This is a genomic window from Caulobacter sp. (genome assembly GCF_017744445.1).
Classification (GTDB): domain Bacteria; phylum Pseudomonadota; class Alphaproteobacteria; order Caulobacterales; family Caulobacteraceae; genus Caulobacter.
Map to the genome: position 1 here is coordinate 1 of NZ_JAGIBH010000026.1, position 25,276 is coordinate 25,276.

Sequence of the window (25,276 nt, forward strand, 5' to 3'; positions counted from 1 at the left end):
TGGTTCCGCTGGTGTCGGAGGATCCGTCTCGCGCCAAGTTCATCGCCGAGGGCGCGATCATGCGCCTAATCTGCGGGGAGCAGTGCTTTGAGACCTATCGCGCCCATCTCTGGGCTCATGCCCACCCGCTCGTCTACGCGGCCGAGTGAACGGTCATGGCCAATCTCTTCGATGTCTCGCCCTATGACGGCGGCTGGTGCGTGAAGATCGCCGATACCGGTGAAGTGCTGTTTTTCAGCGCGCGCCGCCGGGCGCTCGCCCAGGCCCGGGTCTTGGCCCGCGCCTGGCCCAGGGACGCCAAGATCAGGGTTCATCCTCGGCGCGCGCCAAAGCCCGAAACCTGGGCCAAGACCCTGAGCGACTTTGCCTACCCGTTGGGCGCGCCGGCATGACCGCGCGCCTGGACCCTCGCGTCATCAACCAAGCCGCGCCCAGCGAGGCGATGATGCGGTTCTCGATCGCGCCAACCTTGGCCGGCGATTGGCGTTGGCGCATGGTCGACCAGGACGGCCGGACGCAGGCTGAGGGCCTCGCGGCGAGCCGCAAGCAGGCCGCCGCGCTGGTCATCCATCATATCATTCTGTCGCGGACCGCCCCTGCGGCCCCCGCCCTCCAGACGCTTGCGGCCAGGGCGGCCTGAACCGTCCTCGCCTTCCACCACAAGATCACACAGGGTCGTTCTGCAGGCGCAGATAGGCCGGGTCGAACTGACCAAGCTTGGCCAGGGCGTCCCAATCGTTGATCGTCACCTGCCCGGCTTTCCACTCCAAGAGGCCCTGACGGCGCAGTTCCATCAGCACGCGGTTGACGTGGACCTGGGTCAGGCCCAGCACATCGGCGAGATCAACCTGGGTCATGGGTAGGCCGAATTTGAAGTCCTGGGCGATGGCGGCCGCTTCCAGGCGCAGATAGAGCTCGCAAACCAGGTGCGCCAAGCGGCTGGCCGCATTCTGCTGGCCCAGCGTCACCAGCCATTGGCGATGGATGGCCGCGTCGACCACGGTTTCCAGCCACAGCAGCCGCGTCAGGTGCGCATGCTGCTCGGTGAGGCGGCGAAGGTCCTCGTGCGCGGCCGGCGCGACGACGCAATCGGCCAGGGCCACGACGCCATGGTCCATCTGCCGCATGAGCAAACTATGCAGGTCGACGAAGTCGCCCGCGATATTGATCTCGGTCAACTGCCGCCCGCCCGTCGGTGTCAGGGTGAAGCGGGCGCAAAAGCCGCTGACCACGAAGGTGCTAAAGTGCGGCCGATCGCCCGGCTCGACCAAGGCCTTGCCGGCGGCCACCCGTCGCGTCGGGCCCAGGAGCGCGGCCAAGGCTTGGCGCTCGATCGGCGTGATCACGTCGCGCCGGACCATCTTTTCGATAAGGGGGGTGATCAAGGGTGGTGGAGACATGGCGTACGGGAACCTCCCCGCTCCCTTCAAGGACGGTAGGGCCAAACAACGGCCGATCCGATAACCTAGATCAACGCGCGTCGGCCACGGCGAGCCTAGAATCTTCGTCGTCCGGAGGTTCAGTTGCTTTCACCGCTCATCTTCATCGGCGTCGCCGGCGACCACAGGACGACGTTCGTCGATCTGGACGTTGCGGCGGTTGATCCGGCGGCGCGGGCGCAAAGCCTGCTGGCCGAGCATCGCAGCTGCGATGCGGTCGAGGTCTGGCGCGAAGAGCGCGTTGTCGCCGTGGTCGCGCGCCCCCAATCTGGTCCAGCGGCTTGAACCGTCTTTTGATCGCCAGCCTCGATCGGTTCGGGCCGCTGCGCGAGGGCGTGCGCGAGCGTCTCTCCGAGTGCGCCTTGACCTCGCAGACCTTTGAGGCGGGCGAGCTCGTCGTGCCGGTGGGAGAGCGTTCGTCCCTACGGCTCCTGGCGCGAGGCCTGGCCGTCAAGCAGAGCGTGCTCAAGGATGGCGCTCGCCAGATCTTCGGCGTGGCTGCGCCCGGCGACCTGATCGACCTGGCCGGCCTGTTTGTCGCGACCGACTACGAGGTGCGGGCCTTGGCGCCGTGCGAGGTGCGCAAGCTCGGCGCGCGAGAGTTTCGGGCCATGCTGCAGGATCACGCCAGCCTTCTGGCCGCGCTCTGCCGGGCGGTGCTGACCGAGGCGCGCGCCCAGCGCAACGCCATGGTCAGCCTAGGGCGACGGTCAGCCGCGGCGCGCACGGCCAATCTCTTCTGTGAAATCTATTGGCGCCAGAAGACCCTGGGTCTGGCCAAGGACGCGCGTTGCGCCTTTCCCGCGGTGCAGGGCGACATCGCCGACGCGCTCGGCTTGTCGGTCGTCCACATCCACCGCGTGCTGCGCGGCCTGCGCGACGATGGATTGGCGGTCATCAAGAACGGCGTGTTGCAGATCCTCGATTGGGAGCGCCTGGTCGCGCTCGGCGATTTCGACCCTGAAGCCTTCCGCCCCCAGATCGATGAGGATGAGAGCGCCGCGGCGCGTCGGTCCGCGCCGCTCGGCGCCGGCGCTTGAGGCGGCGCCAGCGCGATCAATTGATCATCCTAGGAGCCTGAGGGGAACGCTCGGCGCCTGAGGGGCTTGCCTTCAGGCGAGCGCTTTCCTCTCGCGGCCATCACCTTTTGGGCCGCCGGGCGGTGGCGCCGTCGGTGGGGTCGGATCGGGCCGGCTCGCCGCCCTCGTCCGCCCACGATCGAGGATCTGGATGTGATGAATGAGACGCCTTGCCGCCCGCTCTCCCCTCTTGGGCCGCCGCCCGCCCACCGGCCGGCGTGCGTTCATCAGGAGACGCCTAGCGTGGCCCCATGAGCACCTATCATTTCGACATCGATAGCGAGGGCGCGGCGACCACCGAACAGGTCGAGGCGGCCGACCCGCACGCGGCGATCCGGCAGGCCCTGTTGCTGGTTTCGGAGATCCTGCGCGACCACGCCCTTTCCCAAGCGGCGGCCATGACCTTGACGATCAGCGTGCGCGGCCCCGATGGTCAGGTCTTTTGGCGCGGCGGCGCCAGTGGCGGGCCGGCCGGCGCGGAACCGGCGGCGACCGCGGACGCTCGGCAAGGCGCGCGAAAGGATCTTCCATGACCAAGCCTGACAAGACCCCTGCTCCCCCTCGGACGGCCGCGCCGCCCCCGCCCGGCAAGATCCCGGCCTCGCCCACCGATGGGCGCTTGGGGCCGGCCGGCGATCCGGCGGAAGGCAAGCGCCAGACCTGATGGGCAAGCTCACCTTGGTCGCGGCCCAGGCGATGGAGGCGCGCGCCGCGCCAGCCCTGCCCACGGACGCGGGTTGGTGGTTCGAGCCCAAGTGGGACGGCTTTCGATGCTTGGCGTTCCGCCAGGGCGCGACCGTGATCTTGCAGGCCAAGTCCGGCAGACCGCTGACCCGCTATTTTCCCGAGGTGGTGGCGCGCCTGGCCGCCCTGCCGCGCAAGAGTTTCGCGATCGACGGCGAGCTCTTGATCCCGGTCGAGGGGGGCTTTTCGTTCGAGGCCCTGCAGCTGCGGCTGCATCCGGCCCAGAGCCGCATCAACCGCCTGGCGCAAGACACGCCCGCCGTCCTGGCGCTGTTCGACATGCTCCAGGACCCCAGCGGCCAGGACCTGCGGCCCTGCCCCTTAGCCGAGCGCCACGCGGCGCTGGCGGCGTTCCTCAAGGGGCATGACAGCGCCGATCTTACCTTGACGTCGGGAACGTCGAGCCGCGATCAGGCACAGGCCTGGCTGGACGAGGGCAAGCTCGAAGGGATCGTGGCCAAGCGTCTGGACGGACCTTACGCCGAGGGCGAGCGAGCGATGGTGAAGGTCAAGCGCCAGCGCACGGCCGACTGCGTGGTGGGCGGGTTTCGCTATGGCAAGGACAGCGACCTTGTCGCCTCGCTGCTCCTGGGCCTTTACGACGCAGCCGGGCGGCTTGACCATGTTGGCCACACCGCCGGCCTCAAAGGCGTCGACCGCGCCGAACTGACCCGGCGCCTGGAGGCCCTGGCCGGCGGCGCGGGCTTTACGGGCGATGCGCCCGGCGGTCCCAGCCGCTGGTCCCATGACCGGTCGAGCCAATGGACGCCGCTCAAGCCCAAGATCGTGGTCGAGGTGTCGTTCGACCACGTCTCGGGCGGACGGTTCCGGCACGGCACGCGACTGATCCGGTTTCGCCCCGACAAGGCGCCAGAGCAGTGCCGGATGGATCAGATCGCTTAAGCTCAAGCGATCGGGGTCAGCGCGGCGTGCGGCTTCATCCATACCTCGACGGTGCGGGCCGCGCCCGGCCCGCGCGCGTTGAGGGCGATGGACGCGCGCCAGGCGGCGATCCGCGGATGACGCGCCAAGAACGAAAGATCATGGGCGGCGATCCGGACGTGGCCCCGATGATGGGCGAGGATGTGTGCTTCCATAGCGAGCTGACGCCACAGCGCCGGTTGGTGTTCCTGGGCAAGGCGGCGATCTATTCGGATGGTGGCCGCCGTCATGAGCTTCTTCGCCACAGCCAACCGCTACCTGACGCGCGGCGCGCGGCTGATGATCCACGAACGCAAGCTCAACAAGACCCTGGAGCTAAACGGCCCGCTGACCGCCTGCGTCGCCTCGGTCAAGGCGGTGCTGCACGAGATCGAGCACCCGATCGTCATCCAGAACGAAGGCTTCGCCAACCTGATCGCCGGCGCGTCGGCGGACATGGTCACCGTGCTCGAGCGGGCGTCGTCCAACGGGTACACCGAGGCCGAGGAGGCCAGGTCGCTGGGCCTGATCCGGGCGGTGATCTAGGTCTCCCCGCGACAAATCGCCGAGCCGCGCGGCGTGGCGGCCAGGATGAAGGGTTCCCATCTAAGGGTCCGACAACACTTGGGAGTTCAAGACATTCATGGCCGGTGGCTGGACCCATGACGGGGGCGTTCTGGACCAGATTGAAGATACGGTGATCGACGGCGTCCTGCATGCCCGCGCGCGTCTGCCCAGCGGCGACGGCGCGTTGACGTGCGACGCATGCGGCGAGGACATCGGGCTGGCCCGCCGCCAAGCCCTGCCGGGGGTGCGCACCTGCGTCGCCTGCCAGTCGGATCGGGACAAGCGCCACGTGATCGGCGGCATCAACCGCCGCGGCAGCAAGGACAGCCAGCTGCGTTGACGCGCCGCGACACCGTGAAGACTCGCCATCCCGGCGGCAATGTTCTATGTTTGTTCTCATGAAGCCCGCTCATCCCGCGACCGCCTTGTCGCTGAGGCCTGTGGAACTTGACGGCCTTAGCGGCGAGCCGACCTATCTCGACGACCTGGCCTTCGTGCGCCATGTCACGCCGACGCCCGACGGCGGACTCGTCGTCTGGCTCGAGGCGGGCGATGTCGAGGAGCCGCCGCTCGAGGACGAGGCCCCGGCCCGGCCTGCCGACGTCGAACTGCACGGCCAAGGCGCGCCTTGCGCGGCGCTCACCGCCCATCCGCGCGCGCAGCATGTCGAGATGTTCGTCGACGGGCTGGGCGATCCGCACTGCGCGCCGCGCGGCTGGTGGCACGCGCGGGTCTGGCTGCGGCCGGCCGCCTGATCGGCGCACGCCGCCCCCCGCCGCGGCGGTCCTTGGCTTGGTCAAGCGCCCGCGCGGCGGACCCTTACGCATCCTCGGCCGCCAAGGCCCACGACCTGACGCACGCGCTCAGGCCCGCCGGGTTTTTCGCCGGCCAGAGCCTTCGCCGATCTCGCCGGCACATTGACCGCCGCGGGCCTGCGTCGAGGCCATCAAGGCCGGCCAGGAGGCGATGGAGAAGTTCGACGGTCTGAACACCGCAGCCAACGCCGTGGTCGCGTCCGATCACAAGAAAGGCCATGGCGATATTGCTGCGCAGCGGCAAGGGGTCGAGACCTGGCCGCGCGCGCCCTGGAAGGACGCCATCGCCCTTGCGCCCCACTCGCCCGACACTGGATTTGCGCCTTATCGACCCGCCGCCCATGGGCGAGGCGCTCGCCGCGTCGGCGCCAACGGATTTTTGGTGCGGATCAAGGCGGGACGGGCTGATCGGTGACGTCGTCGGTTCAGGGGGACGCCATGCTCGAGCATCATTTTCGCCTGTGCGCGCGGACCATCGGCGTCGACCAGCGCCTGGCGTCGCTGATCCTCGATTGCGAAAAGGCCATGGCCGAGTTTCCCAAAGACAGCGATCGGCGCTGGTACTGGCGGCTGGAGGACCAGCACCGCCGCCTCCTGGCCCCCGATCTGCGGATGATCGTGGCTGTGGCCACGCGCCTGGCCGAAGAGACCCCGGCCCTGGCGCCGCCGCTGGCCGCGGCCTTGCGCCCCCTGGTGGCCCAGCGGGCCGATTTCGCCGGCTTCCAGGCCCGGCTTGCCCGGATGAGCCAACGGGCGGCCAAGGAACAGGCGATCGCCCGCTAGCCGCGCTTAAGACCTTCGCCGGCGTTCAGGCGTTGACTCGTGATGAGGCCGCCCCTGCCTGATCCTGACGCTCCGATCGACTACTGGCGCGCCATCGCGCGGCGCGGGGTCCTGGCCTTGCGGTTCAAGGTCGGGCGGTTTGCCGGCGAGACGTGGATGGGGGCCGCCGCCTCGGGAGCGCCCGAAGGCCTGGTGCGGCGCGCGGCGCATGCGGCTATCGCGCTCGACAAGACCATCGCTCTTGAGACCAGCGCCGATGAGGCCGTGCGCCGGGCGCTCGCCGACGCTTTGGAGCACGGCTCCGCGCCACGCCAGGCCAGCGCCTACCAGGCCGTGCTGATCGCGCGTCTGTGGGGCGCGATCCAGGACGCGCCAGCCCAGCGCCTGGCGGCCCTGGCCGCGCCGCACGAGGACTAGCGCGCACGCCAGGAGCCTATGACCGCCGCCCCCGAACGTGAAAAGGCCGACCGAGAGCGCCAGCGGGAAAAGCGGTCAGCGCCGTCCATCGGCGGCGCTGGCCAGGCCAATCAGGATTTGCGGGGCGTCCGCGGCGCGAGCCGACAGGCCGCCCCGGCCCACGGCTCCGCGCCTTTGCCGTGTCGCGGCGCGCCGCCGTCGCGCCCAACCCTTCGGCCCTAGCCTCCACAGCCGTCGCGGGCATCGCCAAGTTTGGCGACCCTGTCGTCGGCGACGCTTAAGGTTGGCTTTGGTCCTCGCCAAGACTTTGCGGGGTCCGACAGAGCCTTGTCCGCTTGGATTTGCGGACCGGCGCGCGTGCGCGCCGCGATGAGCCGCCGGGCCTTGGCCCTACAGTCGTCTTAGAGACAGCCTTCTTCGAGGGCGGCGACATCGCCGTTTCCCACGGCGACACGACCTGGGACGCGGCCAAGACCGGTCACGACCACGACGTCGTCGCCCTCGGGGCCGCCCTCTGCGCTCAGTCCCGAGGCTTTTCGGCCGCCCAGGCCGATGGCTGTTCCGGCGCGATCCTGGCGTCCGATGGCGCCGCGGCCGGATCGGGCGCGGTGTGGACGACCTTGCCGACCTGATCGCGGTCTTCGACCATCGCCGCATCGCGTCCAGGGATCGGACCCACCGCGGCGGGCGCGGGCGCGGCGCCCGGCGGATAGGCGGGCACGGGCGCGCGCGGCGCGGTGGCGTTGTGGACGCCGCCCAGTCCATCGCGGGTTTGAGGATCCTTGCCAGGGGTCATGGGTGTCTCTCCAATGAGGCTCGCCAAGAGACAACGCCACTTGGGCCCATCCGTTCTGCCGCCGCAAAGGACGCCCGGCCGTCGCCCGCGCGGGCGACGTTGGGAACAGTCAAGCCAGGCGGGACTTTAGTTGACGTGAAGCCAGAGCTCATCCTTCGCTGGTCCGATCCGTTGCGCCGCACGCCCGTCGCCGTGCGCTATGTGGCGGCCTGCGCCGTCGTCCTGGCGTTTTTTGGCCTGCGCGCCGGAATGGGCCAGGCCATGGGCGGCTACCCGTTCCTGCTGTTTTTTCCGGCGATCATCCTGATCTCGGTCCTGCTCGACCGTGGTACGGGCGTCTTTTCCGTGATCCTCAGCGCGGTGCTGGCCTGGTACTTCTTCGTGCCCCCGGCCCGATCCTTCGCCCTGCCGAATGCGAACAACGCCCTGCCGCTAGCGCTCTATGTCGTGGTGGGGCTGTTCCTGGCCTTGAGCATCGAGGCGTTGCGCACCCTGGCCACGCGCCTGGCCGCGACAAGCGCAGAGCTGGCCAAGGCCGATGAGCTCAACAAGCTGTTGCTGGTCGACATCAACCACCGGGTCAAGAACCACCTGACCTCGGTCAACGGGCTCCTGCACCTGTCCTTCCGCGACATCGCCGACCCGGCCGCGCGCCAAGCGATGACCGCCGCGATCGATCGCATCCACGTGCTGGGCAAGCTCTATGAGAACCTGCACCTGTCGGACGCGACCAGCGCCGTCTGCGCGGGCGAGTTCATCGACTCTCTGTGCGCGGACCTGCGCGGCGGGGTGATCGGCCAGCGCCCCATCACCCTGACCGCCCGCGCCGACCCGGCCAAGATCTGCGCCCACCAGGCCGTGCCGCTGGGCCTGATCATCAACGAACTGGTCGAGAACGCCTTGAAGTACGCCTTCCCCGGCGACCGGCGGGGCGTCATCACGGTGCGGTTCACCGCCAAGGACGGCGCCTTGGAGCTGTTGGTCGGCGACGACGGGATCGGCTTTTCGCCGCGGACCAGCCGGGTCGGCGGCGGCACGCGGCTGGTTCGCGCCCTGGCCCAGCAGCTGGGCGCGCGCCTGGAGCGCCTGGACGGCCCGGGAACCCAGGTCAGGCTGACGTTCGCGCCGCAGACGGCTTCGTGAGCGCCTCGCCCAGGTCGAGGGCGACGAGATAGGCGGCGACCAGCGGGCCGGCCAGGGCCTCGAACTTGCCGGCCAGGACGACGGGGATGCGCGCGGCCAGACCGCCCGGAGTTTTGGCGACCGCTCCGCCCGTCAGGCCGACGATTAGGTCCAGCTGAGCGCGGGCGTCGCGCAGGTCGCCGCCCGGTCCCAGGGCCGGGACGCTCGCGCCGGGCGGCAGGTCGAAGCGGTAGACGATGACCGGACGCGAGATCTCAGCATAGGCCAGCAGGCGTTCGCGGCGCTGGGCGACCTCGTCCAGGTCGATGATCTCGGCGCCGACGCGCAGGTCGTCTTCCGCCGCGACAAGGCGGGGGTCGGCCGCCAGGGCCGCGTTGTCTTTGGGCATGACATGAATATGGGGGCTAAGCGCCGGATCGCCAGGCGGTACGCCGACACGCCGCGCCTAGAACAGGCGAGGCTCGGAGTCGGGCTGAGCCACGGAAAGGACCACGGGCTGGGCCACGAAGCGGTCGCGGATCTTGCCGTTGAAATACTCGCCCTTGGCGAAGGCCAGGCGCAGGCCTTCGGCGACGTCTGCGGGCACGCGTTGGTAGGCATAGGCGCGCCCGCTGGTGAAGGTGATGGTCAGGACGGCCTCGCCCGCGTCATAGGCGAAGGCCTTGATCACCGCCGAGGGCATCGGCGTCTTAAGTCTTCTGGCGGTCGCCTTTGTCGCCCTGGCCACGCCCGGGGTCGTGGGCCGAGTGGCGGCGCTGGTCCGCGGCCGAGGATTTGCCGACGTCGACTTCTTCGGTGAAGTGGCCTTTGTCGTCGCGGCGCACATAACGTTTGTCGCCGGGATTAGGCTCGATCAATTCGCGGTCGGACATGTTGGAAGCCTCCTTGGTTTGCAAAGCGAATCCGCGACTCGGCCAAACCGTTCCCGCGACACGCCTGGGAACGCTGGGCGAAAACGGCGGTTTTGCAGGCAGGAGGACATCGATGCCGCTGACACCTTTTGACGAACCCGGCCAGGTCGAACACATCGATGTCGAGGACGCCGCCTGCCTGGAGCGCTGGGCCCAGCGGTTGGGCGTCGATGTCGAAGCTGTGCGCAACACCGTCATTGCCGTTGGCCCCAACAGCGAGGCGGTGGCCTTGCGGCTGACCTCGGCGCGCGGCGCGGCCGACTAGCGCCGCCGTGCGCATCGCCACCTTCAACATCAACAACATCGTCTCGCGCCTCCCGGTCCTGACCGCCTGGCTGGAGGCCCAACAGCCCGACGTCGTCTGCCTGCAGGAGCTGAAAGCCGATCAGGGCGCCTTCCCGCGAGCGGTCTTGGCGGGGATTGGCTATGAGGCGGTCTGGCGCGGCCAGCGGACCTGGAACGGGGTGGCGATCCTGGCGCGCGGCATGACCCCGGTGGTGACCCGCACCGCCCTGCCTGGCGAACCGGACAAGACCCAGGCGCGCTATATCGAGGCGGCGGTGAACGGGGTGCTGGTTGGCTGCCTCTATCTGCCCAACGGCAACCCGGCGCCCGGGCCCAAGTTCGACTACAAGCTCGCCTGGTTGGCGCGCTTCCTGGCCCATGCGCAAAGCCTGATCGACAGCGGCCATCCGATCGTGCTGGCCGGCGACTATAATGTCGTGCCCACCGACGCCGACCTTTACGCAAACCATTCCTATGCCGCAAACGCCCTGCTGCGGCCCGAAAGTCGCGCCGCCTTCCAGCAGCTCCTCGACCAGGGATGGACCGACGCCCTGCGCGCGGTCCATCCCGACGGCCCGCTCTGGACCTTCTGGTCGTATCTTCGCCAGCGCTGGCCCCGGGACAAGGGCTTGCGGATCGACCACCTCCTGCTGTCGCCAGACCTTGCCGAGCAACTGGCCGACGCCGGGGTCGACCGCTGGGTGCGCGACCTCGACGGCGCCAGCGACCATGCTCCGGCCTGGATCGTGCTCGACCGATGAAACCGCCCGCTCCGATCACGCCGGATGGCCGTTATCTCGTCGTACGCGGCCGGCTCTGGCGGCGCGGTAACCCAAGCCTTGCGCCGCGGCGGCGGCAAGCCCTGGTCAACGCCCTGATGGATGCGCGCCGCGCGGTCCGCGCCGCCCTGGCCAGCGGCGACGGCGACGTTCTGGCCGCCGCCCGCGCCAAGGTCCAGGCCGCCAAGGTCGGCTTGGGCGAGCGCGGTCCGGTGTGGTGGGACGACGGCGCCCCCGACCTCAACCGCCACATGGTCGCCAACACCCTCTATGGCGCGTGGTTCGCCAGCCTTGCCAAGACCGGGCCGCGCGGCGACGCCTAGCGCCCCGCTTGCCTGTGCTCTAGGTTGGCCAAATGCCCCACCGCCTTCGTCCGACCGCCCGCCTCCTGACCCCCGCCGGTTGGGCTGGCCTGTTCACCGCCGCCTTGCTGGCCGCGGCGGCGGCGTGGGCCCTGGTCATGGTCTTGCCGCGCGCCTGAACCTCCAAAGGGCGTAAACCGCGTCGGCGGCGGTCTCGCCGGCGAAACCTCGCTGTTCGGCGTTGTGTCGCGGGCCATGGCCAGCCCCAGTCGCCGACGAGGCGTTCACAATAGGCGGCGATCTCGTCCTTTCCGCCTCGGCGCCAGTCCGACCATGATCCACCGGGGATGCCGCCGACCGCTGTCAGCGGCGGCCAGGCGCGCGACATCGATACGGGGCTCCTCTGCAGCAACGCGCCCGGAGCCAGAGCCCCAAGCCGGTGTGGGAACGGCCGTCCCTCCCCCGGCGGACCCGCTAGCGCCCTTTAGCTTGACAACGGCCGGGCGTAGGCCTGACGGGCCCGGCCCGAGCGGATGAAGACGCGGGTGATGCGCGGGTCGACCGCGCGGATGGCGCCCGCGAAATCATCGGCCGCGGCCTCCAGCTCACCGGCGGTCAAGGCGTCCTGGAAGTCGAGCGTCACGCCGAGCAGGATCTCTTGTGGGCCAAGATGCATGGAGAGCACTTCGATCACGGTCTCGACGCGAGGATCGGCGCTCAGCACCGCATTCACCGCCGCGACGATCCGCGGCGAGGCCGCCTCCCCGGTCAGCAGGCTTCGGGTTTCGTTGGCCAGGAACATCGCCACCAGCACCAGGAGCGCGCCGATGGCCATGGACGCCGCGCCATCGGCCCAGGCCAGGCCCAGCACCGATCCGGTCACGCCAAGCCCCGCCAAGGCCAGGCCGATCAGGGCCGCGCCGTCCTCGAGGAGGACGGCGAACACCGACGGATCCTTGCTGCGACGAAGCGCGGTCAGGAACGAGGTGTCGCCGCGCGAGATCTTGAATGCCCTCCAGGCCACCAGGAACGAGCCGCCCTCGAACAGCGCCGCCAGTCCGATGACCAGGAAATTGATCCAGGCATGGTCGATCGGCTCGGGCCTGCGGAACTTCAACCAGCCCTCGTAGAGCGAGAAAGCGCCGCCCAAGGCGAAGATCAGCAAGGCCACGACGAAGGCCCAGAAGTAGAGCTCCATGCCGTAGCCGAACGGGTGGGTCTGGCTGGGTGGCCGTGCCGAACGCTTGAGGCCCAGGAGCAGGAGGCCTTGGTTGCCGGTGTCGACGGCCGAGTGGATCGCCTCGGTGAGCATGGCCGACGACCCGGTCAGCGCGAAGGCGACGAACTTGGTCACGGCGATGGCCAGGTTCCCCGCCAGGGCGGCGTAGACAACGGTGGCGGAGCTGTTGCGGGGTCCGGTGGCGGCCATGGGCGGTCAACGTCGCCCGTCCCTCGCTGTTCCGCTTGCCCCCCAAAGTCCCGATCAGGATGGCTTCATCACGCAGCCCCGACGGTGCGGGTTGGCGAGACCTTCGCTGGTAAGATCGCCCGGGCGAGCGCGGCGCGCGGAACCGTCAGCCACGAGGTCTTCTGCTTCCCGCCAGACAAATCTCCAGCTCGCGCGCAGGGGCGCACCCTTGGCGCGAAACCGTTGTCTCGCACGCGCGTTGCAGCCCCTGCGCACGATTCCATGGGCGGAGACGAACTTGCACGACGACGACGGCGCCTCCGACAAGATCCAGGCCAGCGCGGAGGACATCGAGGGCGGCGGCCAAAGCCGCGGCGTGCCCGCCGGTCACGCGCTCGACGACGGTCCTGTCGAACCCTTGGGGGCTCCTGGCCGTCGCCATTGGCGCGAAAGCACGATCACCGAGCCGGATCTCAATGCCCGCGGCGGGGTGTTCTTCGCCGCCGTCGAGATGACGCGCATGCCGATGATCCTTACCGACCCCAATCTCGCCGACAACCCGATCGTCTTCGCCAACAAGGCCTTCCTGGACCTGACCGGCTACGAGCAGGCCGAGATCGTCGGGCGAAACTGCCGCTTCCTGCAGGGACCCAAGACCGATCGCGACACGGTGGCCGAAATCCGCGACGCGGTGGCGCGCATCGAGGCCGTGTCGGTGGAGATCCTCAACTATAAGCGCGACGGAACCCCATTCTGGAACGCGGTCTTCATCGGTCCCGTCTACGACACCAGCGGCGCGCTCCTCTATTTCTTCGCCAGCCAGCTGGACGTCAGCCGCCGTCGTGACAGCGAGCAGGCGTTCCGCCAGTCGCAGAAGATGGAGGCCATCGGCCAGCTGACGGCGGGCCTGGCGCACGACTTCAACAACCTGCTCCAGGTCGTGAACGGCAATCTCGAGCTCTTGGCCTCGCGTCCGCTCGACGACCGCAGCCTGCGCTACATCGAGGCGGCCCGTTCGGCGGCCGAGCGCGGCGCCAAACTGACCCGCCAGCTCCTGGCCTTCGCGCGCAAGACCCGGCTCGAGCCCCTGGCCGTGGACCTGACGGCGCTGATCGGCGATTTTGGCGAACTGATCGAGACCACGCTTGGCCAGAAGATCGACCTGCAGATGAACCTGCGCCGGCGCCTGCCGGCCGTGCTGCTCGACCCCGATCACTTCGAGATGGCGCTGCTCAACATCGTCATCAACGCGCGCGACGCCATGTCCGGCGAGGGCCTGGTCACCATCGCAACGCGCGCGGTCCATCTCAACGGCGACGCAGAGGCGCGTCAGCTGCCGAGCGGCGACTATGTCGTGGTCGAGGTGCGCGACGACGGCGCGGGGATGGCTGCGCATGTCATCGAGCGGGCCACCGAGCCCTTCTTCACCACCAAGGGGGTCGGCAAGGGCACGGGGCTGGGCCTGGCCATGGCCCATGGCTTCGTGCAGCAGTCGCGCGGCCGCCTCGAGATCGAGAGCGCGCCGGGCCAGGGCACGACGATCAGGATGCTCTTCCCGGTCGCGCAAGGGGTGGAAAAATCGCAATGGCCGCCGGCCGCCGCGCCGCTGGCGCCGCTGGCGCCGCCGGAGGCGCCGATGCAGCACGGCGCGCGCATCCTGCTGGTGGAGGACAGCCCCGAGGTCCAGGCGCTGGCCCAGGAAATCCTGACGAGCGCCGGCTACCAGGTCGTGACCGCCTCGTCCGGCGACGAAGGCTTGGCGCGCTTCCAAGGCTCGCCCGAGGTCTTCGACCTGCTGTTTAGCGACATCGTCATGCCCGGCGGCCTCAACGGCATTTCCCTGGCCGAGCAGGTCAAGGCGATCCGCCCCGACCTGCCCGTGCTCCTGACCACCGGCTACAACGAGGACTTGATCGTCCAGGGCCCGGCGCGCCAGCAGCTGGACGTCATCGGCAAGCCCTACCGCAAAGCCGAATTGCTCGACCGGGTGGCCCAAGCGCTCGAACAGGACCACGCCGGCCCGCGCCGGCGGCCGTCCGACTTCGGCCCGGCGGAGGCCTAGAGGTCAAGGCCGCGTCAGGCCGGGCGCGCAAGCCCCGCTGGCCGGCGCCCGGATCCGATCGCGCGTTGACGCCAAACCGAGCCCGCGGAAGCGCCCGCCAAGCCCTGGGTTTTCACAGGGTTCATCGTCGGCTCACGCCGTGTCGTCGCATCCCAACCATGACATCGACCCCATTTCGAGCCGCGGGGCGCGCCCGGCGCTTGAACTCTCTTTTGACGCGCGATGTTCTTTGACGAGAACCAACAGGCGAGCGCCGTGTTTCGGTAGACGGCGCTTGGAGGGGACCGCGTGAGCAAACTGGTCAATCGCGGCGATGAGACCGAGCGTCTTTTGGCTCTGCGCCAATTGGCTATTCTCGACACGCCGCGCGAGCCTCGGTTCGATCGGATCGCCCAACTGGCCAAGGCCGCATGCAATACCCAGATGGCCGTCGTCTCGCTGGTTGACGAACACCGGCAATGGTTCAAGGCCGCCGAAGGCCTGAGCGACACGGAAACGCCGCGCGAGGACGCGTTTTGCGCTCACGCCCTGGGCGCGTCCGACACCTTGTGGGTGGAAGACGCCCGCCAGGACCCGCGTTTCGCCGACAACCGGCTGGTCGTGGGCGATCCGTTCATCCGCTTCTATGCCGGCGCGCCGATACGGTTGAGTTCTGGCTACATCGTCGGCACGGTCTGCGTGATCGATCCGGCGCCTCGTCCCTATGACGCCAAGATCGACCAGATCCTCACCGCGCTCGCGGGCCTGGCCGCCGACGAAATGGAAGCCCATGCCTCACGGGCCACGATCGACGCCTTCGTCGACAACGCCCCGATATCGCTGCTGATGACGGACCTGGATCTTCGCATCGTGCGCGTCAGCCGCACCTGGAGCCAGCTCTACGGCCGGCCCGTCGAAGCGGTCGTGGGCGCCACGCTCGATGAGGTGTTTCCCGGCCTGGCTCAAGGCTGGGCCTCGATCTTCGCGCGGGTCCTGGCGGGCGCCTCGGAACGGGGCGTCAACCGCTCGGACCTGACCTCTCTGGGCGCCAATCGATGGTTCAAGTGGTCGGCCGCGCCGTGGCGCGACGCGGCCGGGCGCATCGCCGGTCTTCTGATCGCCTCGCAGGATGTCACCGAGTTGGAGCACGCGCGCGAGAACGCCGAGCGGGCCAGCCAGGCCAAGTCGGACTTCCTGGCCAATATGAGCCACGAAATCCGCACGCCGATGAACGGAGTGCTCGGCGTCGTCAGCGCCCTGGCGCGCACACCGCTGTCGCCCGATCAGTCGGCGATGGTCTCGCTGATCGAACGCAGCGGCAAGGCGCTCAACACACTGCTCTCGGACGTGCTGGATGTCTCGCGCATGGAGGCCGGCCAGCTTAGCCTCACCCCCGAGCCCTTCGATCTGGCCCTCCTTGTCGACGATTTGGCGGATCTTTTCGCGCCGCTGGCGGCCGAGAAGGCCTTGAGCCTGTCGATGGGCCCGCTGTCCAAGCCAACCTGGGTGCTGGGCGACAGCGTCCGTTTGCGTCAGGTGCTTTCGAACCTGGTCGCCAATGGCCTGAAGTTCACCGATCACGGCGGCGTCGAGGTCGAGATCGCCGGACCAGACGCGGACGGTCGCTGGCGGATCGTCGTGCGCGATACGGGCATTGGCTTTGCGGCTGACGAGGGCGAGCTTTTGTTCGACCGCTTCCATCAGGCCGACGCCAGCGCCACGCGGCGCTTTGGCGGCGCTGGCCTTGGCCTGTCGATCTCGCGCGCGCTGGCCCGGATGATGGGCGGCGACCTCAGCGCGGCCGGCGCCCCAGGCCGCGGCGCCAGCTTCTTCCTCGATGTGGTCATGCCGCCCACCGCGCCGCCGGCGCAGGCGCCCGACGCGACAGACGACGCGCCGGTGTCCATGAGCATCCTTCTGGCCGAGGACAATCCCGTCAACCAGCAGGTCGTGCGACTGATCCTCGATCAGATCGGCGCGGATCTGACGGTGGTCGACGATGGCCAGCAGGCGCTGGACGCCTTCCGCGTCGGCGCCTTCGATCTGGTGCTCATGGACATGCAGATGCCGGTCATGGACGGCCTGACGGCGGTTCGCGCCATCAGAGCCTTCGAACGCGAGAGCGGTCGTGGCCGCACGGCGATAAAGATGTTGTCGGCCAATGCGCTGGATGATCACCGGCGGTCGGCCCTGGCGGCGGGCGCCGATGACCATGTGGCCAAACCGATCACCGCCCAGGCCCTGATCAGCGCCGTGATCAGCACATTCCAAGACCAGAGCGCTTAGGCGCGCGCGAAGACGGCTGGCCGATCGCCTTGGTGGCCTAGGCGACCGACAAGCCAAGCCTTGGCCTGTAGCGTCACCATAGCCCTTGGTGTCCCGCTCCCCCCGGACACATCCTCAAGGGTCAGGGGCGAGCGCCAGCGCGCGCGCGGTCTCGCCCCGTCCGACGGCCGGGTTCGCCGCGTCCAGCCACCGATGGCGAGGACGCCAGACGAGCAAAAGGCCGGGCTCACGCCCGGCCTTTTGTCAGCGCTTTCGAAAGCCTTAGCGCTGAACCGGCTCGCCCCGGCCGCCATCGTCGGTCGGGCGCGTGTCGTTGGGGTCGCGGGTGCGGCCATCGCCGTCGGTGTCGATCCGCTCGCCCGTCGTCTCCGCGCCGCGATCGCCGCGTTGCTCGTTCTGCTGCTGCGGCGCGCGCTGTTGGCCGCCCTGATCCTGCTGCTGGGGCTTGCGGCTCTGGTCGTTGGTCTGATCGTTCATGGCGATCTCCTCCTGCGGTGTACGAAAAACCAACTCGCCGGTAGGGCGACCTGTTCCGACAGCGCCGCTTGTTATGGGCGGTCTCGACCGTCCACCGATCAAAAGACGAAGCGTGGCAACCGAAGCTTGGCTTTGACGTTGCGATTGCGGGGCGGGCGGCTGCATGCAAGGTCGGCCGAACCCCTGACGTGGCCTTGTCGGATCTGCGCCCCTGATGAGCTTGATTGACACCAATGTCCCGCCGCGCGGCGAGGTGGCAGGCCTGCTGCAGGCTCCCGAGGCAGCCCGTTCATCCTTGGGCCCGCCGGCCCATTGGCCCGCGTCCTTGCGCCAGCAGGTCGATGTGCTGCTCAACGCGGCCTTTCCGATGTTCCTGGTCTGGGGCCCCGATCGCCTCCTGATCTATAACGACGCCTATCGCCCGATCCTCGGCGACAAGCACCCTCGCGCGCTTTGCCAACCGTTTTGGTCGGTCTGGCCCGAGGTCCGCGCCACGATCGAGCCGATCATCGAGGCCGCGTTCGCCGGCGAGGCCGCCTTCCACGAAGACCTGCCGGTGGTCCTGCGCCGCGATGGCCAGGCCCAGACGGCGTGCTTTACCTTCTCCTACAGCCCCGTGCCGGTGGCTGGCGAGATCCCCGGCGTCCTGTGCGTCTGTGTCGAGACCACCTCGGCGGCCCAGGAACGCGCCGCGCGGGAAGAGAGCGAGAAAACGCTCCTCTTTCTCGACCGGCTGACCCGGGCCACCTCGTCTCTGCCCAGCGCCGAAGCGGTGATGACGCGCGCGGCCGAACTGATCGGCGAGCACATGGGCGTGGCGATCTGCGCCTATGCCGACATGGACGCCGACCAGGATGGCTTCACCATCCGCGGCGACTGGGCCGCGCCGGGCTCGACCTCGATCGTCGGCCGCTACCGGCTCGCCGACTTCGGCGAGATGGCCGTCGAAAACCTCACTCAAGGCCTGCCCCTGGTCATCAACGACAATCTTGTCGAGATCGCCGCGCATGAGGCGGCCACCTTCCAGGCCATCGGCATCGGCGCGACCGTCTGCATGCCCTTGGTGCGCGATGGCCGCCTGCGGGCCTTGATGGCTGTCCACCACAAGGGCCCCCACCGGTGGAGCGATCGCGAGCTGGCCCTGGTGCGCGAGGTCACCGAACGCTCCTGGGCCTTCGTCGAGCGGGTCGGCGCCCAGGCCGAGCTGGCCGACAGCGAAGCCGAACTGCGGCGGATCACCGATGCCGCGCCGCTGCTGATCGCCTATGTCGACCAGGATCGGCGCTATCGTTTCATCAACCGCGCCTACGAGGCTTGGTTCGGCCAGTCGCGCGAAGCGCTTCAAGGCCGACGGGTCGAGGACGTGCTCGGCGCGGCCTATGAACCGGTGCGGCCGCACCTGGAGGCGGCGCTGGCCGGCGAGCGGGTGACGTTCGAGAGCCGGATCGACTATCCGGCCGGCGGCCTGCGAGACGTGCAGGTCGACTATGTGCCTCGCCGCGGGGCGGACGGCGCGGTGATCGGTCTCTACGCGGTGATCTCCGACGTGACCAAGCGCATGGCGGCCGAGCGGGCGCTGGCGCGGAGCGAGACGCGGCTGCGGCTCGCCACCGAGTTTGGCGAGGTGGGTCTGTGGGACGTCGATAAGGGCGACGGCGCGCTTTATTGGGACGCTCGGGTTCGGGCCTTGTTTGGCCACGCGTCCGACACCCCCGTCACGCTGGACGACTTCTACGCGGGCCTGCACCCTGACGACCTGGAGGCCACCGCCAAGGCCTACGCGGCCGCGGCCGATCCGGCCACCCAGGCGCTTTACGACGTCGAGTACCGCACGATCGGCGCCCAGGACGGCGTCGAGCGCTGGGTCGCGGCCAAGGGGCGCGGGGTCTTCGACGCCGAAGGCCATTGCCTTCGGGTCGTCGGCACCGCGATCGACATCACCGCGCGCAAGCACGCCGAGGCCGCCCGCGACCTTCTGATGCGCGAGGTCGACCACCGGGCCCGCAACTCGCTGGCCATCATCCAATCGGTGGTGCGCCTGACCGACGCCGGGGATCCGGACGATTTCCGCCAGGCGATCCTTGGCCGCATCGAGGCGATGGCCAGAGCCCAGTCTGCCCTGGCCAAGAGCCAATGGCGCGGCGGCACGATCGCCGACGTCGTCCGCGACGAGCTCGCGTCGGCGATCAGCGCCGGCGCCAGGGTTCGCCTTTCCGGCGGCGAGGTCGCCTTGCCCGCCGATCACCTGCAGCCCCTGTCGATGATCCTGCACGAGCTGGCCACCAACGCCACCAAGTACGGGGCGCTGTCGGTGCGCGAGGGCCGCGTGGACGTGAGCTGGACCAGCGAACCAAAAGGCTGGTCGCTATCGTGGCAGGAGCACGGCGGGCCGGCGGTGACGACACCGCAACGGTCGGGCTTTGGCTCTCGCCTGATGGTCAACCTCGCCCGCCAGCTCGATGGCCAGATCGCCTTCGCTTGGGACCCCGCGGGCTTGGCGGTGAGCCTGCGCGCCGGCGCACCGACATAGCGCTCTCCTGGCCCCCTCAGCCGCGTCCGAGGGCCTACCCATCGTTTGATCGCCGCCGGAACAGCCGCCGTCGCGGGCGGTTGGGGAAGCCCCTCCACATCCGGAACATCGATCCATGGCGACAACGGCGAAAGCCAAGGCCAAGCGAAAGACCGCGCGCGCCGCCCCCTCCCCTGGGACGAATACGCGTTAAAAGACCGCTCAAGTCTCCGCGGGTTGGGGCCAGCGCCCTGACGCTGGGCCGCCAAAGCCACCCGGTCACCGTCGAGATCCGCGACACCGCCGCCCAGGGTCAGCGGCACACGGGACTGTTAGCGCCGCCGCCGTAATCGCGAGAAAGCGTAACCGCACGCTTGGCTCCTGACCGAATTGGCGACGGTCAACCTCTGCCGCCGGATCAGACGTAGAAGTCACTCACGGTCAGCGTGGTGACACCCAGCAGGGTGAGGTTGAAGTCAGCCACCCCGTCACCGGTGATGTCGCCCGAGACGACAACGCCTTCGGCCGTGACCGAATAGCGCAGCTGGCCGGCGGAGTTGGTGAAGGCCCCCGTCCCGATCCAGGCGAAGCCGTCGGTCTGGGCGTAGTTGGGCGTGGCGTCGATCGTGGAAAGGTCGATCCGGTCCACGCCGCGGACGAAGTCGGTGATCACGTCCCCATCGGCTTCACCCACGCTGTTGTAATCGAAGAAGTCGCCGCCGCCCGCGCCGGTGAGCCTGTCAGCGCCCAGGCCGCCGATGACGCGGTCGGAAGCGGCTGTTCCCACGAAGATGTCGTCGCCGCCCTTCAGGTCGATATAGGCGATGCTGGAAACGGCGATGTCCGTCAGATCGATGCTGTCGCTGTCGTTGGTGAACGCCAGGCCGACATTGGCGTGGTTCTGGCCCGAGATCGCCTCGATGCTGTTGAGCCCGGTGACGGCGATCACGACGCCGTCGTTCCAGCCCGCCAGCGTGTCGTAGCCGTCGCCGCCATAGATGGTGTCGGTGTCGCCATAGGCCGTGAACCAGAACAGGTCATCGCCGCTCTCGCCATAGATCGTATCGAAGCCACGATCCCCCATCAGGTAGTCGTTGCCGTAGGTGGCGTGCATCGTGTCGTCGCCGTAGCCGCCAGTGATGTACTGGACCTGTCTGACGATGACGCCGCGGAGATCGATCGAGTCGTCTCCGGCCGTGCCGACGATCTGCACGCTCGCTACGGTCGATCCCACGACCTCTTCGATCCCATCGAAGTTGAAGGGGATGTGCACGGCGCCGCCGCCCATCATCACGATCTTATCGTAGCCGGCGCCGCCGTGGACGATGTCCACGCCGTTATTGAAGGTGACCTGGATGATGTCATCGCCATCGCCAGTATCGATATAGTCGTTGCCGACCCCGCCGTTGACGACGTCCGCGCCCGAGGTGCCATAGAAGGTGTCGTCGCCGGCGGCCATGTCGACGCTCAGATTGCCGGTGACGACGACATTGCGCAGGTCGATCGTGTCGTTCGTGATCCAGTTGGCGCCCAGAACCACGCCCGAGAACCCGCCAGTCGAGATCTCTTCGATGCCCGTCATCGACGACACCAGGATCGTGGTGTTGGCGGCGACGGCCAGCAATTTGTCCCAGCCGTCGCCGCCATCGACGGTGTCGGTATAGGGGTTGCCGCTGGGAACGCCGCTATAGATGAAGGTGTCATCGCCCAGCCCGCCGAACAGCTGGTCCGAGCCGTTGTAGCCGTAGATGACGTCATTGCCCTTGCTGCCAACGATGATGTCGTTTTGCAGCCCGCCGGAGATCTGCGCGATGCCTTCCAGCTGGATGTCGGTGAAATCCCAGTTGGCCAGGGTGCTGGCCGACTGCAGCCCGATCACGACGTTGGCGAAACCGCCGCCGCCGATCTTCTCGATGCTGCTCAGCGACGAGAAGTAGATCATGGCGCTGGCGCCATTGGCGCGGATCTCGTCAAAACCGGCGCCGCCGTCGAAACTGTCGGTGCCGGTGGAGTAGCCCATCAGCATGACGTCGTCGCCAGCGCCGCCGATCAGGATGTCGTTCTCCGTGCCGCCGAACAGGATGTCGTTGCCGTCGCCGCCTTCCAGCGTGTCGATCCCGGCGTCGCCGTTCAGGGTGTCGTCGCCGCCGGCGCCGTAGATCGTGTCGTTGCCATCGCCGCCTCGGATATTGTCCGCGCCGCTGCCGCCAGTGATGATGTCGTTGCCGGCCAAGCCGTTGACGACCACGCCGATCAGCGTCTTGCCGGTAAGATCCATGGTGTCGGCGGCGCTGGAACCGGCGACGATCACGCCGGTGAAGCCACCACTGGAGATGACCTCGACCCCACCCGTGGCGCCGATGTACATCGAGACGTTGTTGGCCGTGGCCTGGATCGTGTCGATCCCCGCACCGCCGTCGAAATTGTCGACGCCGCCGGTGGAGTCGACACCCACCAGGAAGGTGTCGTCGCCATCACCGCCGATCAGGGTGTCAGCGCCCGTGCCGCCGTCGATCTGGTCGTTGCCGCCCAAGCCGTAGATGATGTCGTTGCCGGCGTCGCCCCTGAGGGTGTCGACGTCGTTGGTGCCCCAGATCGTGTCGTTGCCGGCCCCGCCGCCGATGGCCATCGCGCCGGTGGTCAGGACGGTGCGGAAGTCCATCTCGTCATTGCCCGCGCTGCCCGCGATCGTGACCCCGGTGAAGCCACCGTTCGAGAACGCCTCGATGCCGCTGATTGCGGAGAAGCTGAGGACCACGTTGTTGGCCGAGGCCTTGATGGTGTCGTAGCCCGAGCCGCCGTCGAAGCTGTCCGAACCGGCGCTGGCGCCGATCAGGAAGACGTCATCGCCCGCGCCGCCCGCGAGGATGTCGTTGCCGGCTCCGCCGATGATCGTATCCGCGCCGTCACCGCCGTCGATAGTGTCGGCGTCCGCCCCGCCATCGATGGTGTCGCTACCGGCGTCGCCGTACAGCTGGTCGAGGCCGGCGCTGCCCAGCAGGGTGTCGTCGCCGTCGCCGCCCGAGATCGTGTCCGCGTCGGCGCCACCGTCGATATTGTCGGCCCCGCCGCCGCCAGAGATCGAGTCCAGCCCAGCGTCGCCCCGCAGGATGTCGACACCGATGGAGCCCGTCATCGTGTCGTTGCCCGCACCGCCGCCGATGCTGATGCCGCCGGTGGTAACAAAGCCGCTGAAGTTCATGTCGTCAGCGCCGGAGGTCCCGGCGACCGTGACGCCCGTGAAGCCGCCGCTGGACAGGGCCTCCACGCTCGAGAACTGGTTGTAGGGACCAATGGTGATCACGACATTGGCCGCCGAGGCCTTGATCGTGTCGTAGCCCGCGCCGGCGTCAAAATCGTCGATCCCGCCCCCGGACCCGATCAGGAACACGTCGTCGCCGTCGCCGCCGACCATCCAGTCGTTGCCCGCGCCCCCCTCGATCACGTCATCGCCGGCGTTGCCAAACAGCGAGTCGTTGCCGGCGTCGCCCTTGATGACGTCGGCCCCGGCCGAGCCCTTGATCCAATCGTCGCCGGCCCCTCCGACCAGGGCGGCGATGCCGGTCAGCTTGGTGTTGGTGAAGTCCAGCGTGTCGACGCCCGCGCCGCCGTTGCCGCCGGAGATCGTCACGTTCGAGAAGCCGCCGCCCGTGATCTCCTCCATCACGCCCCACATCCAGTTGATGCTGATCTGGGTGTTGGCGGCCGTGGCCTTGATGGTGTCGTAGCCCGCGCCGCCCTCGTACTCGTCCGAGCCCGCGCTGACGCCGACCAGGAAGATGTCGTCCCCATCGCCGCCGCCGATGATGTCATTGCCGGCGCCGGCGGTGATCGTATCGTTGCCGGCCGATCCGATGATCGTGTCGTTGCCGGCGCCCATGTCGATGGTGATCCCGGCCGCGATCTTGACCCCGCTGAAGTTCAGCGCGTCGGCGTTGGCCGTGCCGACGATGGTCACGTTGGCGTAGCCGTTGTTGGCGATCTCCTCGACGCCGACGATGCTGGTCATGCCGATGACGGTGTTGGCGCTCGCCGCCTTGATGACATCGTAGCCGGCCCCGCCGTCGAAGGTCTCCGTGCCCTCGGTCCCGCCGATCATGAACACGTCGTCGCCGGCGCCGCCATAGAATGCGTCGTTGCCCAGATTGCCGTGCAGGATGTCGTTGCCGTCGCCGCCGTTCAGGACGTCGTTGCCGTCACCACCTTGCAGCGTATCGTTTCCGGCTCCGCCATTGAGGGTGTCGTTCCCGGCGTCGCCGTTGATCTTGTCGTCGCTGGCCGCGCCCGTGATCGTGTCGTCGCCCGCCCCGCCGCCGAGGGTGATGCCGGCCAAGGTCGCGACGGTGCTCAAGTTGATCGTATCGGCGGCGGTGGAGCCAGCGATGCTAACGTTGGCGTAGCCGTTGGCCGAGATCTCCTCGACGTTCACGATCGAGGCGATGCCGATGACGGTGTTGGCGCCGGCCGCCTTGATGATGTCGTAGCCGGCGCCGCCGTCGAAAATCTCCGAGCCTTCGGTTCCGCCGATCATGAAGACGTCGTCGCCCGCCCCGCCGTTCAACGTGTCGTTGCCGAGGTTGCCGTGCAGGACGTCGTTGCCGTCGCCGCCGTTCAGGGTGTCGGCGCCGTCACCGCCCATGATCAGATCGGCGCCCGCGCCGCCGTCGATGGTGTCGTTGTCGGCCCCGCCCTCCAGCGTGTCGTTGCCGGTCCCGCCGTTCAGCGTGTCGGCGCCGGCGTCCCCCCGGATGATGTCATCGCCGGCCGTGCCGGTCACCGTGTCGGCGCCCGCGCCGGCATTGATGGCGATGACGCCGGTGATCGTGACGGCGCTCAGGTTGAGATTGTCGACGCCGGTGGAGCCGGCGATGCTGACGCTGGAATAGCCCGTGGCCGAGATTTCCTCGACATTGACGATCGAGGTGATGCCGATGACCACGCCAGAGCTCGCCGCCTTGATGACGTCGTAGCCGGTCCCGCCATCGAAGGTGTCTGGCCCCTCGGTTCCGCCGACCCAGACGATGTCGTCGCCGGCCCCGCCATTGAGGGTATCGCTGCCGGCGTTGCCATGCATGACGTCATTGCCGTCGCCGCCGTTCAGGGTGTCATTGCCATCGCCGCCCTGCAGCGTGTCGGCCCCGAGCCCGCCATTCAGCGTGTCGTTGCCGGCCTCGCCGAAGATGCTGTCGACGCCGGTCGTGCCCGTGATCGTGTCGTCGCCCGTGCCGGCCAGGATCTGCGGTGTCCACGGGATCGACACGTTGGTGAAGTCCAGGGAGTCGTTGCCGGTGGTGCCGGTCAGGTTGATGTTGCTGAACCCGTTCGTCGAGAAGGCTTCAATGCCGGTCAGCGATTTGATGCCGATGTAGACGCTGTGCCAGTTGGGCATGATCACGTCGTAGCCGGCGCCGCCATTGAACGCGTCGAACCCGTCGCCTTGGCCGACGATGAACGTATCGTTCCCAGCGCCGCCCGACAGGGTGTCGTCATTTGCCCAGCCCATGATGACGTCGTCACCGGCGCCGCCGCTGAGGGTGTCGTTGCCGCTCCCCCCTTCCAGCTGCCAGTCCTGCA

30 protein-coding genes are annotated in these 25,276 nt (G+C 68.5%); 21 read left to right on the top strand and 9 right to left on the bottom strand.

What is annotated here, in order from left to right; all coding sequences use genetic code 11:
- Window positions 1-155 precede the first annotated feature (155 nt).
- On the top strand, window positions 156-392 hold the full coding sequence (locus J7528_RS22740; protein WP_291879368.1) for a hypothetical protein: 237 nt from the start codon (window positions 156-158) through the stop codon (window positions 390-392).
- Window positions 389-640: a hypothetical protein gene (locus J7528_RS22745; RefSeq protein ID WP_291879371.1), complete on the top strand. Its 252-nt coding sequence runs from the start codon at window positions 389-391 to the stop codon at window positions 638-640. The genes J7528_RS22740 and J7528_RS22745 overlap by 4 nt, the downstream gene beginning before the upstream one ends.
- A 25-nt stretch (window positions 641-665) precedes the next feature.
- Here J7528_RS22745 and J7528_RS22750 read toward each other — a convergent pair whose 3' ends face one another.
- The gene (locus J7528_RS22750) at window positions 666-1,361 is read right to left on the bottom strand and encodes a Crp/Fnr family transcriptional regulator (protein WP_291879373.1); all 696 of its coding nucleotides are present in this window, start codon (window positions 1,359-1,361) and stop codon (window positions 666-668) included.
- A 162-nt stretch (window positions 1,362-1,523) separates the two neighbouring features.
- Between J7528_RS22750 and J7528_RS22755 the strand changes: the two genes are divergently transcribed.
- From J7528_RS22755 to J7528_RS22775, 5 genes are all read left to right on the top strand, one after another.
- On the top strand, window positions 1,524-1,724 hold the full coding sequence (locus J7528_RS22755; protein ID WP_291879375.1) for a hypothetical protein: 201 nt from the start codon (window positions 1,524-1,526) through the stop codon (window positions 1,722-1,724).
- Between the two features lie 8 nt (window positions 1,725-1,732).
- Window positions 1,733-2,479, top strand: coding sequence for a Crp/Fnr family transcriptional regulator (locus J7528_RS22760; RefSeq protein WP_291879377.1), 747 nt, complete (start codon window positions 1,733-1,735; stop codon window positions 2,477-2,479).
- Window positions 2,480-2,769: 290 nt separating this feature from the next.
- Window positions 2,770-3,051: a hypothetical protein gene (locus J7528_RS22765; protein ID WP_291879380.1), complete on the top strand. Its 282-nt coding sequence runs from the start codon at window positions 2,770-2,772 to the stop codon at window positions 3,049-3,051.
- Complete coding sequence (locus tag J7528_RS22770; protein ID WP_291879384.1) at window positions 3,048-3,182, top strand: hypothetical protein; 135 nt, start codon at window positions 3,048-3,050, stop codon at window positions 3,180-3,182. The genes J7528_RS22765 and J7528_RS22770 overlap by 4 nt, the downstream gene beginning before the upstream one ends.
- Window positions 3,182-4,165: an ATP-dependent DNA ligase gene (locus tag J7528_RS22775; RefSeq protein WP_291879387.1), complete on the top strand. Its 984-nt coding sequence runs from the start codon at window positions 3,182-3,184 to the stop codon at window positions 4,163-4,165. Before J7528_RS22770 ends, J7528_RS22775 begins: the two co-directional genes overlap by 1 nt.
- Window positions 4,166-4,167: 2 nt before the next feature.
- Here the strand turns inward: J7528_RS22775 and J7528_RS22780 are convergent, their stop codons facing one another.
- Window positions 4,168-4,434, bottom strand: a complete 267-nt coding sequence (locus J7528_RS22780) for a hypothetical protein (protein ID WP_291879389.1) — start codon at window positions 4,432-4,434, stop codon at window positions 4,168-4,170.
- Here J7528_RS22780 and J7528_RS22785 point away from each other — a divergent pair.
- The 6 genes from J7528_RS22785 (at window position 4,433) to J7528_RS22810 (ending at window position 6,765) form a co-directional block, all read left to right on the top strand.
- On the top strand, window positions 4,433-4,729 hold the full coding sequence (locus tag J7528_RS22785; RefSeq protein WP_291879391.1) for a hypothetical protein: 297 nt from the start codon (window positions 4,433-4,435) through the stop codon (window positions 4,727-4,729). The genes J7528_RS22780 and J7528_RS22785 overlap by 2 nt on opposite strands.
- A gap of 97 nt (window positions 4,730-4,826) precedes the next feature.
- Window positions 4,827-5,090: a DksA/TraR family C4-type zinc finger protein gene (locus J7528_RS22790; RefSeq protein WP_291879393.1), complete on the top strand. Its 264-nt coding sequence runs from the start codon at window positions 4,827-4,829 to the stop codon at window positions 5,088-5,090.
- Between the two features lie 85 nt (window positions 5,091-5,175).
- A complete protein-coding gene (locus J7528_RS22795; protein WP_291879395.1) occupies window positions 5,176-5,505 on the top strand; it encodes a hypothetical protein in 330 nt (109 codons plus the stop codon).
- Between the two features lie 211 nt (window positions 5,506-5,716).
- Entirely contained in the window at window positions 5,717-5,980 is a 264-nt protein-coding gene (locus tag J7528_RS22800; RefSeq protein WP_291879397.1) for a hypothetical protein, read from the top strand.
- 23 nt (window positions 5,981-6,003) lie between these two features.
- On the top strand, window positions 6,004-6,348 hold the full coding sequence (locus J7528_RS22805; RefSeq protein WP_291879399.1) for a hypothetical protein: 345 nt from the start codon (window positions 6,004-6,006) through the stop codon (window positions 6,346-6,348).
- A gap of 42 nt (window positions 6,349-6,390) precedes the next feature.
- The gene (locus J7528_RS22810; protein WP_291879401.1) at window positions 6,391-6,765 is read left to right on the top strand and encodes a hypothetical protein; all 375 of its coding nucleotides are present in this window, start codon (window positions 6,391-6,393) and stop codon (window positions 6,763-6,765) included.
- Between the two features lie 520 nt (window positions 6,766-7,285).
- Here J7528_RS22810 and J7528_RS22815 read toward each other — a convergent pair.
- Window positions 7,286-7,561, bottom strand: coding sequence for a hypothetical protein (locus J7528_RS22815; protein WP_291879403.1), 276 nt, complete (start codon window positions 7,559-7,561; stop codon window positions 7,286-7,288).
- A gap of 135 nt (window positions 7,562-7,696) precedes the next feature.
- Between J7528_RS22815 and J7528_RS22820 the strand changes: the two genes are divergently transcribed.
- Window positions 7,697-8,704, top strand: a complete 1,008-nt coding sequence (locus J7528_RS22820) for a histidine kinase dimerization/phosphoacceptor domain -containing protein (protein WP_291879405.1) — start codon at window positions 7,697-7,699, stop codon at window positions 8,702-8,704.
- On the opposite strand, the gene J7528_RS22825 is transcribed toward J7528_RS22820, so the two are convergent.
- Genes J7528_RS22825 through J7528_RS22835 form a run of 3 tightly spaced genes read right to left on the bottom strand, consistent with a single transcriptional unit; the run spans window position 8,670 to window position 9,576 of the window.
- Complete coding sequence (locus J7528_RS22825; protein ID WP_291879407.1) at window positions 8,670-9,092, bottom strand: hypothetical protein; 423 nt, start codon at window positions 9,090-9,092, stop codon at window positions 8,670-8,672. The genes J7528_RS22820 and J7528_RS22825 overlap by 35 nt on opposite strands.
- A gap of 57 nt (window positions 9,093-9,149) precedes the next feature.
- On the bottom strand, window positions 9,150-9,386 hold the full coding sequence (locus J7528_RS22830; protein WP_291879409.1) for a KTSC domain-containing protein: 237 nt from the start codon (window positions 9,384-9,386) through the stop codon (window positions 9,150-9,152).
- 7 nt (window positions 9,387-9,393) lie between these two features.
- Window positions 9,394-9,576: a hypothetical protein gene (locus J7528_RS22835; protein ID WP_291879410.1), complete on the bottom strand. Its 183-nt coding sequence runs from the start codon at window positions 9,574-9,576 to the stop codon at window positions 9,394-9,396.
- A gap of 112 nt (window positions 9,577-9,688) precedes the next feature.
- Between J7528_RS22835 and J7528_RS22840 the strand changes: the two genes are divergently transcribed.
- The 4 genes from J7528_RS22840 to J7528_RS22855 are packed head-to-tail and all read left to right on the top strand — an operon-like array spanning window position 9,689 to window position 11,160.
- Entirely contained in the window at window positions 9,689-9,880 is a 192-nt protein-coding gene (locus J7528_RS22840) for a DUF3606 domain-containing protein (protein WP_291879414.1), read from the top strand.
- A 7-nt stretch (window positions 9,881-9,887) separates the two neighbouring features.
- On the top strand, window positions 9,888-10,661 hold the full coding sequence (locus J7528_RS22845) for an exodeoxyribonuclease III (RefSeq protein WP_291879417.1): 774 nt from the start codon (window positions 9,888-9,890) through the stop codon (window positions 10,659-10,661).
- Entirely contained in the window at window positions 10,658-11,002 is a 345-nt protein-coding gene (locus J7528_RS22850; protein ID WP_291879420.1) for a hypothetical protein, read from the top strand. Before J7528_RS22845 ends, J7528_RS22850 begins: the two co-directional genes overlap by 4 nt.
- A gap of 32 nt (window positions 11,003-11,034) precedes the next feature.
- A complete protein-coding gene (locus J7528_RS22855; protein WP_291879422.1) occupies window positions 11,035-11,160 on the top strand; it encodes a hypothetical protein in 126 nt (41 codons plus the stop codon).
- Window positions 11,161-11,465: 305 nt separating this feature from the next.
- Here J7528_RS22855 and J7528_RS22860 read toward each other — a convergent pair whose 3' ends face one another.
- Window positions 11,466-12,410 (bottom strand): cation diffusion facilitator family transporter, encoded by a 945-nt coding sequence (locus J7528_RS22860; protein WP_291879425.1) that lies wholly within the window; start codon window positions 12,408-12,410, stop codon window positions 11,466-11,468.
- Window positions 12,411-12,687: 277 nt separating this feature from the next.
- Here J7528_RS22860 and J7528_RS22865 point away from each other — a divergent pair, with 277 nt between their 5' ends.
- Together J7528_RS22865 and J7528_RS22870 are read left to right on the top strand one after the other, a co-directional pair.
- The gene (locus J7528_RS22865) at window positions 12,688-14,451 is read left to right on the top strand and encodes a histidine kinase famiy protein (protein WP_291879427.1); all 1,764 of its coding nucleotides are present in this window, start codon (window positions 12,688-12,690) and stop codon (window positions 14,449-14,451) included.
- Window positions 14,452-14,739: 288 nt separating this feature from the next.
- Window positions 14,740-16,716, top strand: a complete 1,977-nt coding sequence (locus J7528_RS22870) for an ATP-binding protein (RefSeq protein ID WP_291879428.1) — start codon at window positions 14,740-14,742, stop codon at window positions 16,714-16,716.
- 261 nt (window positions 16,717-16,977) lie between these two features.
- Here J7528_RS22870 and J7528_RS22875 read toward each other — a convergent pair whose 3' ends face one another.
- Entirely contained in the window at window positions 16,978-17,193 is a 216-nt protein-coding gene (locus J7528_RS22875; protein WP_291879430.1) for a hypothetical protein, read from the bottom strand.
- Between the two features lie 214 nt (window positions 17,194-17,407).
- On the opposite strand from J7528_RS22875, the gene J7528_RS22880 reads away from it, so the two are divergent.
- Window positions 17,408-19,723, top strand: a complete 2,316-nt coding sequence (locus J7528_RS22880; protein ID WP_291879432.1) for a PAS domain-containing protein — start codon at window positions 17,408-17,410, stop codon at window positions 19,721-19,723.
- Between the two features lie 397 nt (window positions 19,724-20,120).
- Here the strand turns inward: J7528_RS22880 and J7528_RS22885 are convergent.
- Window positions 20,121-25,276: calcium-binding protein (locus tag J7528_RS22885; protein WP_291879436.1), on the bottom strand; the 5,156-nt coding region annotated here is incomplete at its 5' end.

Bases quoted from the DNA above. Each gene is read 5' to 3' on its own strand.
- J7528_RS22750 (WP_291879373.1), bottom strand. From the start codon at position 1,361: ATGGTCCGGCGCGACGTGATCACGCCGATCGAGCGCCAAGCCTTGGCC.
- J7528_RS22830 (WP_291879409.1), bottom strand. From the start codon at position 9,386: ATGCCCTCGGCGGTGATCAAGGCCTTCGCCTATGACGCGGGCGAGGCC.
- J7528_RS22765 (WP_291879380.1), top strand. From the start codon at position 2,770: ATGAGCACCTATCATTTCGACATCGATAGCGAGGGCGCGGCGACCACC.
- J7528_RS22805 (WP_291879399.1), top strand. From the start codon at position 6,004: ATGCTCGAGCATCATTTTCGCCTGTGCGCGCGGACCATCGGCGTCGAC.
- J7528_RS22770 (WP_291879384.1), top strand. From the start codon at position 3,048: ATGACCAAGCCTGACAAGACCCCTGCTCCCCCTCGGACGGCCGCGCCG.
- J7528_RS22740 (WP_291879368.1), top strand. From the start codon at position 156: ATGGCCAATCTCTTCGATGTCTCGCCCTATGACGGCGGCTGGTGCGTG.
- J7528_RS22780 (WP_291879389.1), bottom strand. From the start codon at position 4,434: ATGACGGCGGCCACCATCCGAATAGATCGCCGCCTTGCCCAGGAACAC.
- J7528_RS22880 (WP_291879432.1), top strand. From the start codon at position 17,408: ATGAGCTTGATTGACACCAATGTCCCGCCGCGCGGCGAGGTGGCAGGC.
- J7528_RS22860 (WP_291879425.1), bottom strand. From the start codon at position 12,410: ATGGCCGCCACCGGACCCCGCAACAGCTCCGCCACCGTTGTCTACGCC.
- J7528_RS22800 (WP_291879397.1), top strand. From the start codon at position 5,717: ATGGAGAAGTTCGACGGTCTGAACACCGCAGCCAACGCCGTGGTCGCG.
- J7528_RS22875 (WP_291879430.1), bottom strand. From the start codon at position 17,193: ATGAACGATCAGACCAACGACCAGAGCCGCAAGCCCCAGCAGCAGGAT.
- J7528_RS22835 (WP_291879410.1), bottom strand. From the start codon at position 9,576: ATGTCCGACCGCGAATTGATCGAGCCTAATCCCGGCGACAAACGTTAT.
- J7528_RS22850 (WP_291879420.1), top strand. From the start codon at position 10,658: ATGAAACCGCCCGCTCCGATCACGCCGGATGGCCGTTATCTCGTCGTA.
- J7528_RS22785 (WP_291879391.1), top strand. From the start codon at position 4,433: ATGAGCTTCTTCGCCACAGCCAACCGCTACCTGACGCGCGGCGCGCGG.
- J7528_RS22810 (WP_291879401.1), top strand. From the start codon at position 6,391: ATGAGGCCGCCCCTGCCTGATCCTGACGCTCCGATCGACTACTGGCGC.
- J7528_RS22745 (WP_291879371.1), top strand. From the start codon at position 389: ATGACCGCGCGCCTGGACCCTCGCGTCATCAACCAAGCCGCGCCCAGC.
- J7528_RS22790 (WP_291879393.1), top strand. From the start codon at position 4,827: ATGGCCGGTGGCTGGACCCATGACGGGGGCGTTCTGGACCAGATTGAA.
- J7528_RS22825 (WP_291879407.1), bottom strand. From the start codon at position 9,092: ATGCCCAAAGACAACGCGGCCCTGGCGGCCGACCCCCGCCTTGTCGCG.
- J7528_RS22775 (WP_291879387.1), top strand. From the start codon at position 3,182: ATGGGCAAGCTCACCTTGGTCGCGGCCCAGGCGATGGAGGCGCGCGCC.
- J7528_RS22840 (WP_291879414.1), top strand. From the start codon at position 9,689: ATGCCGCTGACACCTTTTGACGAACCCGGCCAGGTCGAACACATCGAT.
- J7528_RS22815 (WP_291879403.1), bottom strand. From the start codon at position 7,561: ATGACCCCTGGCAAGGATCCTCAAACCCGCGATGGACTGGGCGGCGTC.
- J7528_RS22855 (WP_291879422.1), top strand. From the start codon at position 11,035: ATGCCCCACCGCCTTCGTCCGACCGCCCGCCTCCTGACCCCCGCCGGT.